This window comes from Bradyrhizobium sp. WBAH42 (assembly GCF_024585265.1).
GTDB lineage: Bacteria > Pseudomonadota > Alphaproteobacteria > Rhizobiales > Xanthobacteraceae > Bradyrhizobium.
Genome location: NZ_CP036533.1, coordinates 5,208,061 through 5,224,901 on the forward strand (window position 1 = coordinate 5,208,061; position 16,841 = coordinate 5,224,901).

Annotated in this window: 15 protein-coding genes, 1 tRNA gene and 1 pseudogene; 6 read left to right on the forward strand and 11 right to left on the reverse strand. The window is 65.0% G+C overall.

Annotation, left to right across the window (positions count from 1 at the left end):
• The first annotated feature begins 87 nt into the window (after positions 1 to 87).
• Positions 88 to 1,044 carry an alpha/beta fold hydrolase gene (locus DCG74_RS24315; RefSeq protein WP_172788936.1) on the forward strand — a complete coding sequence of 319 codons (957 nt, stop codon included), beginning with the start codon at positions 88 to 90 and terminating at the stop codon, positions 1,042 to 1,044.
• Here the strand turns inward: DCG74_RS24315 and DCG74_RS24320 are convergent.
• Positions 1,038 to 1,955 carry a septal ring lytic transglycosylase RlpA family protein gene (locus DCG74_RS24320; RefSeq protein ID WP_172788935.1) on the reverse strand — a complete coding sequence of 306 codons (918 nt, stop codon included), beginning with the start codon at positions 1,953 to 1,955 and terminating at the stop codon, positions 1,038 to 1,040. The two genes, DCG74_RS24315 and DCG74_RS24320, sit on opposite strands and share 7 nt — an antisense overlap.
• An 805-nt stretch (positions 1,956 to 2,760) precedes the next feature.
• Here DCG74_RS24320 and DCG74_RS24325 point away from each other — a divergent pair.
• Positions 2,761 to 2,889, forward strand: coding sequence for a hypothetical protein (locus DCG74_RS24325; RefSeq protein ID WP_256375401.1), 129 nt, complete (start codon positions 2,761 to 2,763; stop codon positions 2,887 to 2,889).
• Positions 2,890 to 2,922: 33 nt separating this feature from the next.
• On the opposite strand, the gene DCG74_RS24330 is transcribed toward DCG74_RS24325, so the two are convergent.
• The gene (locus DCG74_RS24330) at positions 2,923 to 3,213 is read right to left on the reverse strand and encodes a hypothetical protein (protein ID WP_172788934.1); all 291 of its coding nucleotides are present in this window, start codon (positions 3,211 to 3,213) and stop codon (positions 2,923 to 2,925) included.
• Positions 3,214 to 3,370: 157 nt separating this feature from the next.
• Between DCG74_RS24330 and DCG74_RS24335 the strand changes: the two genes are divergently transcribed.
• Positions 3,371 to 3,949, forward strand: coding sequence for a TIGR00645 family protein (locus DCG74_RS24335; protein WP_172788933.1), 579 nt, complete (start codon positions 3,371 to 3,373; stop codon positions 3,947 to 3,949).
• A 15-nt stretch (positions 3,950 to 3,964) separates the two neighbouring features.
• Here DCG74_RS24335 and DCG74_RS24340 read toward each other — a convergent pair whose 3' ends face one another.
• A complete protein-coding gene (locus DCG74_RS24340) occupies positions 3,965 to 4,285 on the reverse strand; it encodes a DUF1476 domain-containing protein (RefSeq protein WP_172788932.1) in 321 nt (106 codons plus the stop codon).
• 254 nt (positions 4,286 to 4,539) lie between these two features.
• On the opposite strand from DCG74_RS24340, the gene DCG74_RS24345 reads away from it, so the two are divergent.
• Positions 4,540 to 4,758: a hypothetical protein gene (locus DCG74_RS24345; RefSeq protein ID WP_172788931.1), complete on the forward strand. Its 219-nt coding sequence runs from the start codon at positions 4,540 to 4,542 to the stop codon at positions 4,756 to 4,758.
• Positions 4,759 to 4,812: 54 nt separating this feature from the next.
• Here DCG74_RS24345 and DCG74_RS24350 read toward each other — a convergent pair whose 3' ends face one another.
• From DCG74_RS24350 to DCG74_RS24365, 4 genes are all read right to left on the reverse strand, one after another.
• Complete coding sequence (locus DCG74_RS24350; RefSeq protein ID WP_035999201.1) at positions 4,813 to 5,004, reverse strand: hypothetical protein; 192 nt, start codon at positions 5,002 to 5,004, stop codon at positions 4,813 to 4,815.
• A gap of 200 nt (positions 5,005 to 5,204) precedes the next feature.
• Entirely contained in the window at positions 5,205 to 5,876 is a 672-nt protein-coding gene (locus DCG74_RS24355; RefSeq protein WP_172788930.1) for an endonuclease/exonuclease/phosphatase family protein, read from the reverse strand.
• Positions 5,876 to 8,032 carry a VTT domain-containing protein gene (locus DCG74_RS24360; RefSeq protein ID WP_257187427.1) on the reverse strand — a complete coding sequence of 719 codons (2,157 nt, stop codon included), beginning with the start codon at positions 8,030 to 8,032 and terminating at the stop codon, positions 5,876 to 5,878. The genes DCG74_RS24355 and DCG74_RS24360 overlap by 1 nt, the downstream gene beginning before the upstream one ends.
• Before the next feature lie 69 nt (positions 8,033 to 8,101).
• Positions 8,102 to 8,398, reverse strand: a complete 297-nt coding sequence (locus tag DCG74_RS24365) for a hypothetical protein (RefSeq protein ID WP_172788929.1) — start codon at positions 8,396 to 8,398, stop codon at positions 8,102 to 8,104.
• Positions 8,399 to 8,615: 217 nt separating this feature from the next.
• Between DCG74_RS24365 and DCG74_RS24370 the strand changes: the two genes are divergently transcribed.
• Positions 8,616 to 9,224, forward strand: coding sequence for a hypothetical protein (locus DCG74_RS24370; RefSeq protein WP_172788928.1), 609 nt, complete (start codon positions 8,616 to 8,618; stop codon positions 9,222 to 9,224).
• 268 nt (positions 9,225 to 9,492) lie between these two features.
• Here DCG74_RS24370 and DCG74_RS24375 read toward each other — a convergent pair.
• Together DCG74_RS24375 and DCG74_RS24380 are read right to left on the reverse strand one after the other, a co-directional pair.
• A tRNA-Ser gene (locus DCG74_RS24375) sits at positions 9,493 to 9,582 on the reverse strand.
• A gap of 278 nt (positions 9,583 to 9,860) precedes the next feature.
• Positions 9,861 to 10,184 carry a hypothetical protein gene (locus tag DCG74_RS24380; protein ID WP_172788970.1) on the reverse strand — a complete coding sequence of 108 codons (324 nt, stop codon included), beginning with the start codon at positions 10,182 to 10,184 and terminating at the stop codon, positions 9,861 to 9,863.
• A 2,333-nt stretch (positions 10,185 to 12,517) separates the two neighbouring features.
• Between DCG74_RS24380 and DCG74_RS24385 the strand changes: the two are divergent.
• Positions 12,518 to 14,019: pseudogene (locus DCG74_RS24385) on the forward strand (autotransporter outer membrane beta-barrel domain-containing protein); the annotation flags it as partial.
• Positions 14,020 to 14,157: 138 nt separating this feature from the next.
• Here the strand turns inward: DCG74_RS24385 and DCG74_RS24390 are convergent.
• Together DCG74_RS24390 and ilvD are read right to left on the reverse strand one after the other, a co-directional pair.
• Positions 14,158 to 14,475, reverse strand: coding sequence for a hypothetical protein (locus DCG74_RS24390; RefSeq protein WP_172788926.1), 318 nt, complete (start codon positions 14,473 to 14,475; stop codon positions 14,158 to 14,160).
• Positions 14,476 to 14,870: 395 nt separating this feature from the next.
• Positions 14,871 to 16,721, reverse strand: a complete 1,851-nt coding sequence (ilvD, locus tag DCG74_RS24395) for a dihydroxy-acid dehydratase (RefSeq protein ID WP_172788925.1) — start codon at positions 16,719 to 16,721, stop codon at positions 14,871 to 14,873.
• Between the last annotated feature and the right edge of the window lie 120 nt (positions 16,722 to 16,841).

Below are 16,841 nucleotides of genomic sequence, written 5' to 3' on the forward strand. Positions count from 1 at the left end.
TCCCTGAGATTGCACGATTCTCGCCGCGCCCCTATCGTGGCGCCTCATGTTTTTCGACCAAACCCCTGAAACAAGGCGGAAAAGCGAATGTCCTCAACCCGCATGATCAAGACCAACGGGGTCGAGCTGTTCGTCCGCGAAGCCGGCCAGGGACCGCTGGTGGTGCTGTGCCATGGCTGGCCGGAACTGTCGTACTCCTGGCGCCACCAGATCCCCGCACTTGCCGCAGCCGGGTTTCACGTCGTCGCCCCTGATATGCGCGGATACGGCCAGAGCGCGGCGCCGCTCGATGTGAACGCCTACTCGATCTTCGATACGGTCGGGGACGTGGTCGGCCTCGTCCAGGCGCTCGGCGAGAGCAAGGCGATGGTGGTCGGCCACGATTGGGGCGCACCGGTCGCCTGGCACGCAGCGCTGTTCCGGCCCGATATCTTCACGGCCGTCGCGGGGCTGAGCGTGCCGCCGCCGTTCCGCGGCCGCGGCAAGCCGCTCGACCTGTTGCGCCAGGGCGGCGTCACCAATTTCTACTGGCAGTATTTCCAGACGCCCGGCGTCGCCGAGGCCGAACTCGAGCGGGACGTCGCACGCACCATGCGCATCGTCCTCGGCGGACGGGGCCTCGCCGATCCCACCGCGGCCATGTTCGTGCAGGAGGGCAAGGGCTTTCTCGGCCATGCGACCGCCGAGGAGCCGCTGCCTGGCTGGCTCAGCGAGGCCGACCTCGCCTATTTCACCGAAAGCTTCCGCAAGTCCGGCTTCCGCGGCGGGCTGAACTGGTACCGGAATATCGACCGCAACTGGGAGCTGACCGCGCCCTGGCAGGACGCGCAGATCCGCCAGCCTTCCCTCTTCATCGCAGGCTCGAAAGACGCGGTGATCACCGGCCTGATCGGGGCCAAGCGCGTCAACGAGCTCGAGCGCGTGCTGCCCAATCTGACGCGCAAGCTGATCCTCGATGGCGCTGGCCATTGGGTGCAGCAGGAGCGGCACGACGAGGTGAACGCGGCCCTCGTCACGTTCTTGAAGGAGAGCACGGCTCAGTAGAGGCCGCGGCCGCTCAGGATGCTGCGGGCCTCGGCGGCGCCGTCCGTCGCGCTCTCGCTCGCGTAGCGGCCGTCCTGGTCATAGGACACCGCGCGGGCGTTCTGGAGCGTCCGGCCCCGGCTGCGGCTCGAGGCCGACATTTCCGAGGTGGCATTGAGCGAGGCCATGTCGGCCGAGCTGCTGCCGAGATTGTACGGTCGTCCCTCCGGCATCGGGACCTCGCCGCGAAGGGCGCCGCGGGTCGAGGACGGCAGCTCCGGCACGAACGGCTTGGCCGAGGCGACGCGGACCATCGAGGGCGATGGCGCCGGAACGCCGGTGCGCAGCGTCGCGAGAAGCTGACGGTCGTCGGAGCCTTCGAGCGGCGCCCGGCCGACATATTCGACCCGGACCTTGGCGACGCCATTGCCTTTGAATTCAAGGAGTTCGGCCGCCTTGTTCGAGACATCGATGAGGCGGTTGCCGTGATAGGGCCCACGGTCATTGACGCGCACGATCAGCGACTTGCCGTTGGAGACGTTGGTGACCCGGGCGTAGGACGGCATCGGCAGGGTCGGATGCGCCGCGGTCAGCGAGGTCATGTCGAACACCTCGCCATTGGCCGTCAGGCGGCCGTGGAAATCATCGCCGTACCAGGACGCCATGCCCTCTGCGCGGTAGTTGACGTCCTCCTCCGGCACGTAGGTCTTGCCCGCCACGACATAGGGCTTGCCGACGCGGTAGGTGCCGCCGCCCTTCGGGACCGGGTCGCCCCAGGCCACGACGCGCGGGCTCGAGGACACGCCGTATTTCGGATCGACGCGGCTGGCGAACTTGTTCGAGGAGGCGCAATTGGCGAGCGCAAGGCAGGTCGCGACCGCCGCAACACCGCGCGCGGCCCGCAAAACCGAATCTGACCGACGGATCCCCATGCGCCCCAAATACCACTTCGCCGGAGGCGTACCCAACCCGCTTTGGTGACGGGGAGCGCTATCCGGTCCTTCAACTTCCGAGGCGGCCCACCACCGCATCGGACGTGGTAAGGATAACGCAACCCGAACGCGGCGGAAATGGGGAGCCCACGGCGATCACGCCGGGATGGTAAACGGGACGTTCGCATTTTTCCGTTGTTCTACGGGACGATGGCGCCCGGGCTGTGCCAGTGCTGGACATTCTGTTGCGCCAAATCCTCACTCCACCCCCATTGTCGCGCCGCTCACCGAAATTCTTTTGACTGTGCAAGGCCGCACGCGTTCTCTCGGACGCAAGGGCGGGATTTGGAATTTAACGATGATCGAGACGGTTTCGGCACTGATGGGTCTGGTAAGCGCGGGGATATTCCTGGCCCATGCGTTCGAAGGTTACCGCACGAGGGCCTGAAGGCACTCGCGCGGGCGGCAAGCATCACCTCTTTCAAAGCAGCGCGTTCGGACGGTCTTAGTCGAGCCGATCGCGCATCGAACACGAGAGCGGCAGGTGTCCCATGCGTAACCATGACCTCGTATCCGATGGCTTCCTGGCCTTGACTGCCGGCGGCTTGGTGCTGCTCTGCTCGAGTCTCGTCGCGCTGGCGTTTGCCTGAGGCGCACGTCCTCCTTTCCAATCCGCTCGTTTCTGACGCGGCTCCATTGCGGCGCAGCAAACAGGCCCGTGCTCCGCTCCCATTCAGTTGATTGAATTATTGCGTGCGGCGCCTCGACCTATTGCAAGAGGCCATCACCAACGAGGGTGACGCAAATGCTTGCCGAGAAATTCTTCCTGGTCCTGGAATCCCTGATCCGCGGCGACCGCACCTATCCGGATGGAAGTCCCCGGGTCATCAGCACCTCCCCGCACGTGCCGGTCAGGCCGACACCGCCGAAATAGCCGACGCATCCGCCAGCCGGCCACACGCGCCGCTCAGCGCAAACCCAACAGCGAGCGGCGGTAGAAGCTGCCGCGGGCCTCGTTCTGGCAGACGAAGCTGCCATCGAAGCCCTGGCCGTAACGCTTCTGCCCCTTGCGGTAGTAGACGCCCTTCCTGAAGTCGAGCCAGACCACCTTGTCGCGCGGGCAATGACGCTGGGCCTGCGCCTCATAACGAAACGGCGTCAGCGGCGTCGCCGAGACCTCGGCGCCGCCTGCACCGACCAGCATGGCGCCAGCGCATGCGATTGCGCCGGACCATTTGCCAAAGCCGCTCCGAGACACGCCCCACCTCCCGCTCGCCGCCGTCCCCGACGGCCGGTTGGTACGCTAGCACGAAACGGCCCAACCTGCGGCAGGCAAGCGCGCGTCACGTCTTCCGCCAGCCATCTTGTCGGGGTACATGACGGCGAGATCGTCTCGATGCGAGGGTGCTGCCCGAATGTCGGTTGAGCCTGAGACAACAACTGGTCCCCGCCCGCCCTCGCCGCAGCTCGGCCTGTTGCCGATGATCATCTTCGGCTCGCGCTGGCTGCAGCTGCCGCTCTATCTCGGACTGATCGTGGCGCAGTGCGTCTACATCGCGCTGTTCGTCAAGGAGCTCTGGCACCTCTCCTGGCACGCCCTCGACCTCACCGAGCAGCAGATCATGATGAGCGTACTGGCGCTGATCGACGTCGTGATGATCTCCAATCTGCTCGTGATGGTGATCGTCGGCGGTTACGAGACGTTCGTCTCGCGGCTCGACCTCCAGGGCCATCCCGACGAGCCGGAATGGCTCGGCCACGTCAATGCGAGCGTCCTGAAGATCAAGCTCGCCATGGCCATCATCGGCATCTCCTCCATCGCGCTGCTGCGCACCTTCATCGAGGCCGGCAATCTCGGCTCCAACCGCGCCGGCTTCACCGAGACCGGCGTGATGTGGCAGGTGCTGATCCACATCACGTTCATCGTCTCGGCGCTCGGCATCGCCTATGTTGACAAGCTCAGCGAGTCCGGAATGCGCAAGCGCGCCGAATGAAGCGCTGCTGCAGGTTCAGGGCCGGTCCGCTTCCAGCTGCGCCAATGCCTGATGCAGACATTCCTGAAGCCTCGCGGCGACCTGCTCGCGCGCGATCCCCTTGCCGGCGAGATCGCCCGACACCTTGCTGACCACATCGTCCATCGTCCGGCTCTCCAGATGGTCCGTCACCAGCGCCGCTGCGTAGCTTGCCGCGGCATCGCCACTGAGCCCGAGCTGGCCTGCGGCCCACAGCCCGAGCAGCTTGTTGGACCGCGCCGTGGCCTTGAACATGAATTCCTCGTCGTGGGCGAATTTGGCTTCAAAGCCCTGCTCGCGCTTGTCGAACGTGGTCATGGTCAGCTCCATTCTGCTTCGCTGATGAGAATCGGACTTGCTGGGAGCGAACGTCTCCGTGGTTCAGGTCAGTTTAGGATCATTTGAAGCTTCCTCCCGGAAGCCGAACGGCGTCAAGCCTGCCGAAGCGCCCGCCAGGCCGGTGCACAGGCGGCGCGAGCCCCGCGCCAGCCAGCTCGGCCAAGCTGAGAATGTTTACCATTCGTTAAGCAGACTCAGCGTCGGATGACGACAGAGACATCGAGAGCTGACGCATGAACAGAGAGCTGCGGGAGTTTCGACGGCTTGAACGGGTCTGCCTGGAGCAGGCCGCCCTCTCCACCATGGACCTGACGCGAAGCGGACTGCTGAAGGTCGCCGACGATTGTCGGATCGCGGCCGAAGCGATCGAGGCCCAATTGCCTCGCGGGGTCTTTGCGGACGCCGTCCAGGCGTTCAAGCTGGCCTTGAGCGCAAAGGCCAAGCGGCACTAAGCCGGCCGCCGCGGGAGAAGCGATTTGGGAGCTTGGGCGGCGAAGCGCGTTCGCTCAGCCTTTCGCCGCCGCCGCTTCACGCGCCAGCCGCTCGGCCTTCAGCCGTTCCTTGTTGGCGTAGAACGCCTTCTGCGCCGCTTCGTGGTCGCGCATGGCCTTTTCGGCCTCGATCCGGCGCGCCGCATCGCGGGCGTGGCGTTGTTCGGGGGTCAGGGGTTTGCGTCGGAAGGAAAGGTCTTCAGTCATGCCAAGTGAACGTGGCTGCCAGGAAAAAGTTCCGGCCGAGACGGTCGTCCGGTCATGACGTTCCGCGAAAACAACCCCATGCACAGTAGCTAAGCCCCTCTTCTGCAACGCTTTTTCTCAACGACGCAAGAGTCCACTTGCCGACGGGCAAACAGCGGCATCTGCGAGCCGCAAGCGATGTGACCCACTCGCCGGAACCATCAGATCGCGATGTCCGCAATCACGGGCAAATGGTCGGAATAGGCGCGCGCTTCCTCGTCGGTCCAGACTTTCCCGAACCGGCTGTCCCGCGTTGCATAGATGCGGTCGAGCCGAAGCAACGGCAGATGCGCCGGAAAGGTGCGCAGCCGCGTCCGGTTCGGGCAGACCTGCGCTAGCACGCGCCGCACCGATTTCACCCAGAACCAGTCGTTGAAATCGCCGAGCACGACGGTTCTTTCTGGCTTCACCAGGCTCACCAGGGCCTGAGCCTGCTCGTAACGCTCGTGGATGCTCAGGCCGAGATGCGTGGCAACCACGCGGAATTCGCCGAGAGGCGTCTGCAATCCCGTGGCAATCGCCCTGCGCGGCTCTCGCTCCCGATAGGACACGTCGACGATCTCGGGCACGCCGGAGAACGGAAAGCGGCTCATGAGCATCTGCCCGTAGTCACCGTCCTCCGTGACGATCGACTTGGCATGAACGCGATGATCGCCGACGACCCGCGCCAGCTTCGCAAACGGATCGTCCGACCGCGATCGGGAATCCACCTCCTGAAGCGCGACGACATCCGGCGACCATTTGCGAATGATCGAGCAAACCCCCTCCAGATCGAACGTCGGATTGAGATTGAAGGTGCCGTGCACATTCCACGTCATGAAACGCACCGGCATCAACGTCTCCCGGCAAGCCAGGTCGCGACGAACTGTGCGCCCGCGCAGATCCCGAGCCATCCCAGGAACGCCAGTGCCAGCAGCGCGATGTTGCTCAAGGACGCATTCCTGGCCAGATCTGCGATCTGCGCTCCCAGAACGGCCATGGCGAGAATACCGGGCATCATGCCCAGCAGCGTTCCAACCATGAAATCACGAAGCGGCAGCGTGCTCGCGCCAGCCGCGACGTTCACCAGCGAGAATGGTGCGATCGGAATCATCCGGATGACCACGACGGCCAAAATTCCCTTGCCGACAACCCGTTCCTGGATGCGCGCGGCACGGCGTCCCAGCAAGCGCTGAAGACGTTCTCGGCCCAGGAACCGTCCGATCGCAAAAAGCATAAGCGCGCTGAGCAAGACGCCCGCCATGGCGGTGACGAAACCCAGCCATGGCCCAAGTGCGGCAGCAGTCGCAGCGATGAGCACGAGAACCGGAAAGATCACCAGCCCGCCAAGGACGAAGGCCGCGATCGCGAATGGCGGTCCCCAGCCGGACTGCGCATAGGCAGACAGGAACGACGAGAGATGGCCCGCATCGGCGTAATCGCTCAAGGACGTGTACGACCAGGCCAGCGCCAGTCCAAGAAGCGCCAGCGCGATCGAGGCGATCCCGATGATCGTCTTCGTGCTCCACATGCGAGATGCCGCGCGTTCCAGATGAAGCGGCAGCTCAGGGTCCGCCACCGGCTGAACCAAGGTGGCCAGCGTGCTGGTCAGGACCGAGGACTCCACTTTTCGCAGCGTCTTCGCCCCACCCGTTTTCGACACCTGGTCCAGCACAGCGAACAGCCGATGCTCGTTTTGCGTGACGGCCTGTTCGTCGAGACCGCAGAAATGAGCGATGAGACGACGGCGGACGGAGGCGATGAAATCCCGATGCTCCTCGGATTCAGCTTCAAAAATCAGGTCGCATTCGCTGTCGGCGCCCATGGAACGATTGTTCAAATTGGCCGAGCCGATCCGCAGGATCCTATCATCGACGACCATGAGCTTGCTGTGCACCATCACGGCGGCTTCCTTGTTCCCGCTGCGGGAAACCGGATAGACGAAGCGGATGCGATCGGCGATGCCAGCCGCGCTGAAGCAGTCGATGAAGGCGCCACGGCCGTTCTGCATGGCCTGGGATTCCAGCCACGAGGAATGCAGTTTCGGGGCGACGACCAGAACCCGAAGCGACGGCACGCGACGCATCTGCTCCGCCAACTCGCTCGCCATCCTGGTCGCGCTGGTGAACTGATTTTCGATGTACACGAAGCTCGTTGCCGACCGGATCGCCGCAATGAAGGAGCGTTCGACCTCCCTGATGGTCGAGCCTGCCGGACAGACCACCTCGGTCCTGGCGATCCCGACCGGCAAATGCTCGGCCTCGACAGGCACGCTCGCCGGCCAGCGACCATTCCTCAGCGCGCGCCGTTCATCGACCTGTTGGCCTGCCGCACGCCAGCGTTGCTCCGCGAGCGCGAACAGCTGCTCAGCGGCCTCGCCGTCGACGAGGCACTGAACATCGTGAAACGGCGGATACGGCTTGCGCTGAGGGTCGCAGCGCATGGCGTTGTCGGCGCGGTGGTCACTCGTGTCCCAGCGCCTGATCGTCAGATCGAGCCCGCCGACGAACGCCAGTGATCCGTCGACACAGACGATCTTCTGGTGTTGCGCCGAACCGAACGGAAGCGTGGCGTCCAGATGAAACCGGACTCGGCCGTCGGTGTCGGCGATGAATTTCGCCGCGGAATTCCACTCCCTCTCGGAGGCGTAAAACGAGACGAAGTCCCAGACGAGAATATTGATGCGCAAGGCGGGCCGGCGCTGCACCAGGGCGCGCAGGAAGGGACCAAGCTCCTCAGGCAGGCCATCATCCGCACGTCCCGCGGCTCCGACCAGGCGCGTCCTGCTATGGATATCCCATCCGATGATGTAGACGAGATCCTGCGCCTCCAGCAGGGCCTCCCGCAGGGCTGCGAAATAGGCGGCGGCATCGTTCAGAACCGCCACGCGCCGCGCCCTGCACCGTCGCCAGACGGTGTCGCCGGGAGTCAGTGTCGATGCGCTCTGAAGCAGGTGGACCTCGCAATTCGCGTTTGCGTCTAAACGCGCTGGAGGCTCAAGGGGTTCCACGCCGTCAACGGCTGCGGTTCGATGCAAATGCCGGACGTCCGGCGCTCACTGGGCCCATCGCACAATTCGTCATTTGGTGCGGACAAACTTCGCACCGGCGCTCCTCAACACTTCCACAATTTTCTCAGGGGCGTCGCCGTGAAAATCGACGGAAACCTCGATCAGGCCTTCCAGCTTCTGCCGCCCCTCCGGCGCGGGCGCAGTCTTGACGTCGGGACCTGCCGGGCGTGTTCCCACCGTATTCGCATCGCCGACGGGCTGGACGAAGACGTCGCCTCGCGGCACGCCGCATTCCTGCACGACATGCTCAACCGCAAGCTCGGCGCCGCGGCGCGTGTCGAATTCTCCAATGATGGTGCTTTCCAAGGCTGCTCTCCGTGTGGTCTCGCGTGCGGACAACAGGCGAACTGGGGTCAGGTTCCTGAAGCTTGAGCGAGCGGCATCTCAAGGGCAGTGACGTTCCTGACGCGTCGCGCGTCGTTTGGCTCGAGCAGGCGGCGCTTTTCGCGCGTCATTGAGACAGGTCAATACCAGCAAGCCGAAGCTCTGGAAAACTGACTTCAACAAGTCAACGGAGGCCGCCATGTCACAGCAGAGCAGCATGCATTTCTATCTCAACTGGGCCAAGGAGCGGATCGACGAGATGGATGCCGCGTTGGCCTCGTTCGAGGTCAAGGCCGGCCAGGCCAAGGCCGAGTCCAAGGTGAAGACCGATCAGCTCCTGTCCGATCTGACCAAGCGACGCGACGAGTTTCAGGCGCTGCTCAAGGCCAAGGCGCAGGCGGGTGAAGCGGCGTGGGCGGATGCCAAGGCCGAGTTGGAACGGCAATGGGCTGGTTTCGAAGCCCAGGTGAAGACCTACTTCGAAGGCGCAGGCAAACAGCTCGAGCAGCAGCAGGCCACGTTCAGAGATCTTGCGGCTGCGCAGGCCAAGGCCTGGGGCGAAGCCGCAGAGAAATTCCGCGAGGCCGCAGGCAAGGTCACTGCTGCCCGCACCGTCGACATCGACGCCGCGCTCAAGCAGATGAAGTCCGACGCCTCCGAAGCCGAAGCGCGCCTGCAGAAGCTGAAGCAGGCGGGCAGCGAGTCCTGGTCGGTGATGAGCGCCGCCCTCGCCGAATCCCGCAAGGCATTCGATCAAGCGAACAAGGCGGCGTGGGACGCGCTGAAGGGCGGTGATGCGAAGAGGTGAAGGTGGGCTTCAGTTGATGCCCCGGGCTTTCCAGCGCAGGCTAGTGCAACACCCGTCCGGCTTCGGCACGCCGGACCCTTTCTCGCAGCTCCTCGAGCTCTTCGATCGAGTCCAACAATCTCACCAGCTCGCGGGCAATATGTGTCAAACCGGACTTGGATTGCTTTAAGATACGAACTCGCTGTGCCATCGGTGCACGCCTCCATGCTTGGGCAAGTCCAATTGGCAAGGAGCGTGCCACCCCATGAAGGGAACTTAGGGCGATTTATGGCGGAAGGGGTGGGATTCGAACCCACGGTACCCTTGCGGGCACGCCGGTTTTCAAGACCGGTGCCTTAAACCACTCGGCCACCCTTCCTGAGCCTGGAATGGCTGTCGCTTAACCCAGTCGCCCGCCCAAGGCAACGCGAAGTTGGCCTGCCCTCGCCTCCGGCCTGTTGTCAGGCAAGCGTCAGCCTGTTCGCTTAGGCTGTACCTTCGGCAAATCCGCGGACACCGGCGACATCTCCCAGGGCGTCGCTGGTTGCGAGGCCCGGCCGGATTGGTCTCCATACCCGGGCCTCGTTTTGCGCTTCGCCAAAAGCAAACGGCGCCCCGTGGGGAGCGCCGCTCGAAGACGGTTCTCTTGCGCGGGCGTCAGTAGCCGCACGATGCGCAGTTCATCTGCACCGGGGCGTAATAGGAATAGCCGGGCGAGACCATCTCGACGCGCTGGCGGGTGGCGTATTGCGGCGGGATGCGCTCGTACTGGACGCCCGGCGGCGCCACCATCACGGTCTGCGGCACCATCACGGTGCGATACTGCGCCGGCGTGCGATGCGCGACGACGGAGCCAGGCGAGACCATCACGGTCTCGTCGACGGTGCGGTATTGCGGCGGCACGTATTGCTGCTGATAGCAGGTCGTGCACGGCGGCGGCGTGTAGCAATTGTAGCAGCCGGCGGAGGCTGCGCCCGTCATGGAAATCGCGGCGACGGCCGTGGAGAAGACAACGGCGAGAGTACGAGACATTGCGGTGGTGCCCCAGTTGCCCGAAATGGATTTGCGAAGGTGGCCGCGAGTATACGCCGCAAAATCCAGGGCTGCTGAAGTTCATCAGGGCATCCTTAATGCGAATGGCACGCTTTCGCCGGACGTTCAGAACTCATTGACCATCGCGCGAAGGACAGATGACGCGGCGCCTTCAGAACGCGCAAAGGCGATCTCGGATCGGCATCGCGGCGCGCGCGCCGACCGCATCGGGCCGAATGACGGGCCGCCCGTCCGCGTGGCTCTGGGATCACACCCGCCGAAAATCCGTCAATCCTCGCGGTTGATGACCGCAACTTGTGCATCTATCTCGCCCAGGTTGCGGCTCACCCTGCTGACCCGCGTGGCCGGATCTGACATGATCCGTCGCAAAGAATCGTCGGCCGGCACCTTAGGATTGCTGAGCTGTCGGCAGGGGTTGGCGAATGCATCTTTGGTCAGTGTCGCGGCGCGACCGGTGCGCCTTGGGCGGCAAGCTCTCATCTGGTAACAAGTCTGCCCTGCTTGCGGTCTTCGCGGCCGCATCCATCGCAATCGTCGCCGCGCATCCCGGCAGCGCCCTCGCCGCCTGCGCCGTGACGGCTGGTCCCAACACGGTCACCTGCAACAGCACGGTCACGACGAACACGGTCAATACGAACGCGGCAAGCGCCTCATCGACCGACCGGACCCAGGCGTTCAGCACGGGTTCGGTGAGCGCCACAATCAATGCCGGCCAGACGGTCAGTGGCTATGGGCTCGCCATCGCCGCGAGCGGGGGCGACGTCAACGTCGTCAACAACGGCGCCCTGACCACCAATCAGCCGGCGAGTGCGCTGGCCGTCAGCACCAGCGCCGGCAGCATCACCTATTCCGGCAACGGCAGCGCCAGCAACCTGGCTGGCAATTCGCCCGGTCTCACCTTCCTCGCCTCCGGCAGCATCACCATCGGGACTAGCGGGACGCCCGTGACACCGAATTTCCAGGGGTCGACCGCCATTGTCGCGTCCGCGTCGAACGCGATCAACCTGGCCCTGAACGGCGGGTCGCTGACGACGCTGTGGCCGGGCGGCGGCGGCGCGCTGCTCAGCGGCGATGACGTGTCCGTGGCATGGACCGGCAACGGCGCCATCATCAACGCGAGCGGCGCCACCGCCAACAGAGGCCTCGACATCTTCGGGACCGGAGCCCTGACCGTCAGTTCGAATGCCACGATCGGCGGCGCCAGCGCCGCCACGTCGTTCCAGACCGGCATCCTGGCGTCCGCCTTCGGTGCCACGGGCAATGGGGACGTCAACGTCAACCAGACCGGCGGCACAATCTTCGCGACCAACCGGGGCATCATCGCAAGCATCGGTCCGACGGGATCAGGGACTGTCGCGGTCAACACGGCATCCACCAGCGCGATCACGCTCACCGACCCGGCAGCCTACGGCATCCAGGCCGACACGAGCGGCACCGGAGCCGTGACCGTGCAGCAGGCGGGTGCGATCACTGGAGGCGATATCGGCATCAATGCGGTGATCTCCAATGCCGCAAATTCCCGCGATATCACCATCACCAGCAGCGGCACTATCGATGTCGCATCGACGGGCATCAACGCAGCCACGGCCGGAAGCGGCAACATCAACATCACCACGTCCGGCAACATCCAAGGACCCTTCGGCGGCGGTATCATCGCCAATGCCGTCGATGGCCGCATCACCGTCAACGTGAATGCCGGCACCGTCCTCGGCAGCGCCGGCGGCTTCACCACCCCGGGCATCGGCGCGACTGCATCCGGCAGCGGCGGCGCGACCATCAACCTCGCCGCGGGCGCGACCGTCGCCGCATCCCAGTTCATCGGCATCACGGTCAACGGCACGAACAACATCATCAACAATTTCGGCACCATCAGCGGGGACGGAGGTGTCCGTGCCTTCGGCGCCACGACCATCGTCAATGCCGGCACGATCGCGGCGTTTTTCGAGGCGGTGCGGTTCGACAACGCCGGAAGCACGCTGGAGATGCAGGGCCCCGGCGCCACGCTCACCGGCCTGGTCGTCGGCAGCGGCGCCGATACGATCCGCTTCTCCGGCACGGGGGCGAACACGTTCAATGCAAGCCAGATCGACACCGGCTGGGGGCTGATCGATAAGACAGGCTCCTCGAACTGGGCGCTCACGGGAACGTCGACGACGACCGCATTCGTGACGATCAATGGCGGTACCTTGTCGGTGAACGGCGACATGACCTCGACCGGCGGCTTCATGGTGAATGCCGGCGGCACGCTCGGCGGCACCGGCATGGTGTCGTCGACCATCATCAACGCCGGCGGCTCGCTCGCGCCAGGCAACTCGATCGGCACGATGACGGTGAGTGGCAATCTCACCTTCACCGGTGGCAGCAATTACGTCGTCGAGGTCTCGCCGGCCACGGCGGACCGCACCAATGTGACCGGTAACGCGACCCTCGCCGGCACGCTGCGCGCCATCGGCACCGGCGGGGCCTATACGGCGGGCACGCATTACACCGTGCTCAACGCCGCGGGCACACTCGGCGGGACCTTCGGAGCGCTGACCGTTTTGGGCAATTTCGGCGCCACGCGGCCGCATATCGAGTACGACGCGAATAACGTCTATCTCGTGCTCGACCAGGCGCTCGTCTCGCCGTTTTTGGTCAACGGCACCCGCAACCAGATCGCGACCGCAGGCGCGGTCGATTCCGCCTTTCTCGGCGGCAGCAGCGCATTCTCGGCGCTGATCGGATTGACTTCGCCGCAGCTCAACGCCGCGCTGGATCAATTGTCGGGCGAGGTGCACGCCTCCACGGTCGGGACTCTGGCGAACGACAGCCTGGCAATGCGCGGCGCGATCCTCGGCCGCTTGCGGCAGGCCTCGTATGGCGGTGACATGGACTCCATGGGCGCGTTCTCGCTTGGCGGCCCCCAGACCGCGTTCGCCGCCTACGCCATGGAGACCGCCCTCGCCTACGGCAAATCGCCTGTGGCGACCAAAGCGCCGATGGCGCCGGCGCGGCCGATCTCCGACACCGTGTTCTGGGCTCAGGGCCTGGGCGCCTGGGGCACGTTCAGCGGCGACGGCAATGCAACCGGCGTGCGGCGTGATCTCGCCGGCTTCATCACTGGCTTCGATACGCGCGTCGGCGGCGCCGGCCGTCTCGGCCTGGCCGCAGGCTATACCGGCACCAAGAACTTGCTCGACGGTCGCGGCTCTTCGAACGTCGATACCGCCCACATCGCCGGCTATGGCGGCTGGCGCTTCGGCAACATCAATCTGCGGGCGGGCGGCGCCTATGCATTCCACAAGATCGATACCGATCGGATGGTGAACATCGTCGGCTTGGCCGATCGCCTGACCTCGCGGACTGACGGCAGCACCGGGCAGATCTTCGGCGAGCTCGGCTACGGCGTCGCATTCGGCAAGGTGGCGTTTGAGCCCTTCGCTGGGACCGCGTGGGTGCGCGTGCATACCGATGCGACCGCCGAGCTCGGCGGTCCGGCGGCACTGAACGTTGCGCGCAGACCTTCGAAACCGGCTATGCGACGCTCGGCGCGCGCGCCGCCACTTTCGTGCCGCTGGCGCTCGACATGACGCTGATCCCGAGGGCGACCGTCGCCTGGCAGCATGCGTTCAACAACGTGACCCCGGCCGCCGTGATGGCGTTCCAGGTCGCGCCGGCATCGTTCACGATCGCCGGTGCGCCGATCGCGCGCGATTCGCTGCTCACCGAAGCGGGCTTCGATCTTTCGTTCGGCCGACACATCACGGTCGGCCTCTCCTATGTGGGCCAGATCGGCAACACCGTCACCGATCACGCTGCCAAGGGCAAATTCTCCTGGGCGTTCTAGCCTACTTCGCGCGCCGCTGGTGCTGAGCGCGGCCTGGCCTGCAGCGCCGTCGCGACGGCCCTCGACAATCGAGCTTCAACGCCTCGCTGCTCTTTCCAGGAACTCCAGCAACGAGGGATCGGTCTCCTCGAGCTCGACGAAGCGGCGGCGCAGCTCATCGGCGATTTCGGCGGTGGCATCCCGCGACCATCCCTCCGCGGTATTGAAGGCCACGATCCGTGTGGGATGGAGATACTGCCCCTCGGCGAGATGCCTGAGCAGGGTCGCGCGATTGGCGTCCTCCTCGGCCGTCTCACACCAGGCCCGGCCCAGCCGGCGGCCGAAGTCATCGAGCACGAGATAGACGTCCCGGTCTGTCGTGATTTGCGGCACGAGTGAGGGAGAATGACTCATGGCTAACTCCGCTACTGGAAATCCGGACTTGTGCGGACGGATCTCGATACGGCGACCGCCTCGGCCGAATTCGGAAAAATGGATTTCGACGATTTTTCACAATGGCACAATTAAATAACAAATAAAAATAAAATTAATAGAAATTAAATAGCGAAATGTGGACAAATGCACTAAGTTGATGGTGCCTGGCGGGCGAGCCCGCACGTCGGGTGCCCACTGCGCAACGGCTCCCGCTCCCCACCCAACCAGCCCACGCCCCCGGGGAGGCGGGAGCCGTTCTTTCCGAATCTCCGCTTCGGCTTCGCGTTTCCTGCAACGGCGCATGCGCGTGCTCGCGCGGAGCCGCGCGTCGTTCCGAAGATCTTCGATCCAGCCTTTTGGTGCCGATCAGGCGCTTACTTGCCGCGCCGCTTCACCTCGCGCACCGCGCCGCGCGCGGCGCTGGTAGTGAGCGCGGCGTAAGCCTGCAGCGCGGTGGAGACGTTGCGCTTGCGGTTGGCCGGCTGCCAAGCGGCATCGCCCTTCGCCTCCTCCGCAGCGCGGCGCTTGGCGAGCTCCTCGTCGGAGACCTCGAGGCTGATGCTGCGGTTCGGGATGTCGATGGCGATGCGGTCGCCGTCGCGCACGAGGCCGATGTTGCCGCCTTCGGCGGCTTCCGGCGACAGATGGCCGATCGACAGGCCGGACGAGCCGCCGGAGAAGCGACCGTCGGTGACGAGCGCGCAAGCCTTGCCGAGGCCCATCGATTTCAGATAGCTGGTCGGATACAGCATCTCCTGCATGCCGGGGCCGCCGCGCGGGCCTTCATAGATGATGACCACGACCTCACCGGCGACGACCTTGCCGCCCAGAATGCCCTCGACCGCCGCGTCCTGGCTTTCGAACACGCGCGCGGGGCCGGAGAATTTCAGGATCGAGGCATCGACGCCGGCGGTCTTCACGATGCAGCCGTCCTGCGCAAGGTTGCCGTAGAGCACGGCGAGACCGCCGTCCTTGCTGAAGGCGTGTTCGAGGTCGCGCACGACGCCCTTCTCGCGATCGGCATCGAGCTCGTCGTAGCGTCGCTCCTGGCTGAAGGCGACTTGCGTCGGGATGCCGCCCGGCGAGGCGCGATAGAAGGTGCGCACCGTCTCGCTCTTGGTGCGCTTGATGTCCCAACGCTCCAGCGCCTCGTTCATGGTCGGCGCGTGCACGGTCGTAACAGAGGTGTCGATCAGCCCGGCGCGATCGAGCTCGCCGAGAATGCCCATGATGCCGCCGGCGCGGTGCACGTCCTCGACATGCACGTCGGCGACCGACGGGGCGACCTTGCAGAGCACGGGCACGCGGCGCGACAGCCGGTCGATGTCGCGCATGGTGAACTCGACCTGCCCTTCATGGGCGGCGGCGAGCAGATGCAGCACGGTGTTGGTCGAGCCGCCCATGGCGATGTCGAGCGTCATCGCATTCTCGAACGCCCTAGAGTTCGCGATGTTGCGCGGGAGCACGGATGCATCGTCCTGCTCGTAATAGCGGCGGACCAGATCGACGATGGTGTGGCCGGCCTCGACGAACAGGCGCTTGCGGTCGGCATGGGTTGCGACCACCGAGCCATTGCCGGGCAGCGCGAGGCCGAGCGCCTCGGTCAGGCAGTTCATGGAATTGGCGGTGAACATGCCCGAGCAGGAGCCGCAGGTCGGGCATGCCGAGCGCTCGATCACCTTGACGTCGTCGTCGCTGACCTTGCTATCGGCCGCCGCCACCATGGCGTCGATGAGGTCGACGGCCTTGGTCTTGCCGGCCAGCTTGACCTTGCCGGCCTCCATCGGCCCGCCCGAGACGAACACGGCGGGGATGTTGAGCCTGAGCGCTGCCATCAGCATGCCCGGCGTGATCTTGTCGCAATTGGAAATGCAGACGAGGCCGTCGGCGCAGTGCGCGTTGGCCATGTACTCGACGCTGTCGGCGATCAGTTCGCGCGACGGCAGGCTGTAGAGCATGCCATCATGGCCCATCGCAATGCCGTCATCGACCGCGATGGTGTTGAACTCCTTGGCCACGCCGCCGGCCTGCTCGATCTCGCGGGCGACCAGCTGGCCGAGATCCTTGAGGTGGACGTGGCCGGGCACGAATTGGGTGAAGGAATTGACCACCGCGATGATCGGCTTGCCGAAATCGGCGTCCTTCATGCCGGTCGCGCGCCAGAGGCCGCGGGCACCCGCCATGTTGCGGCCGTGGGTGGTGGTGCGGGAGCGATAGGCTGGCATGGCGGTTTCCGTCCTCGGGTTTGCGGGCCGGGCGGGAAAATGTGGAGCCGCCTCAGGCCTTTCCGGCCGGATAGCGCACGGACCCGGCGGGCGCAACGGGAACTTGGGCTGGACAGGGCT

Excerpts from the sequence above, each read along its gene's own strand:
- DCG74_RS24355 (WP_172788930.1), bottom strand. The coding sequence starts at position 5,876 with ATGCCGGTGCGTTTCATGACGTGGAATGTGCACGGCACCTTCAATCTC.
- DCG74_RS24350 (WP_035999201.1), bottom strand. The coding sequence starts at position 5,004 with ATGACTGAAGACCTTTCCTTCCGACGCAAACCCCTGACCCCCGAACAA.
- DCG74_RS24335 (WP_172788933.1), top strand. The coding sequence starts at position 3,371 with ATGTCGGTTGAGCCTGAGACAACAACTGGTCCCCGCCCGCCCTCGCCG.
- DCG74_RS24390 (WP_172788926.1), bottom strand. The coding sequence starts at position 14,475 with ATGAGTCATTCTCCCTCACTCGTGCCGCAAATCACGACAGACCGGGAC.
- DCG74_RS24345 (WP_172788931.1), top strand. The coding sequence starts at position 4,540 with ATGAACAGAGAGCTGCGGGAGTTTCGACGGCTTGAACGGGTCTGCCTG.
- DCG74_RS24380 (WP_172788970.1), bottom strand. The coding sequence starts at position 10,184 with ATGACGGGCGCAGCCTCCGCCGGCTGCTACAATTGCTACACGCCGCCG.
- DCG74_RS24325 (WP_256375401.1), top strand. The coding sequence starts at position 2,761 with ATGCTTGCCGAGAAATTCTTCCTGGTCCTGGAATCCCTGATCCGCGGC.
- ilvD (WP_172788925.1), bottom strand. The coding sequence starts at position 16,721 with ATGCCAGCCTATCGCTCCCGCACCACCACCCACGGCCGCAACATGGCG.
- DCG74_RS24315 (WP_172788936.1), top strand. The coding sequence starts at position 88 with ATGTCCTCAACCCGCATGATCAAGACCAACGGGGTCGAGCTGTTCGTC.
- DCG74_RS24320 (WP_172788935.1), bottom strand. The coding sequence starts at position 1,955 with ATGGGGATCCGTCGGTCAGATTCGGTTTTGCGGGCCGCGCGCGGTGTT.
- DCG74_RS24370 (WP_172788928.1), top strand. The coding sequence starts at position 8,616 with ATGTCACAGCAGAGCAGCATGCATTTCTATCTCAACTGGGCCAAGGAG.
- DCG74_RS24340 (WP_172788932.1), bottom strand. The coding sequence starts at position 4,285 with ATGACCACGTTCGACAAGCGCGAGCAGGGCTTTGAAGCCAAATTCGCC.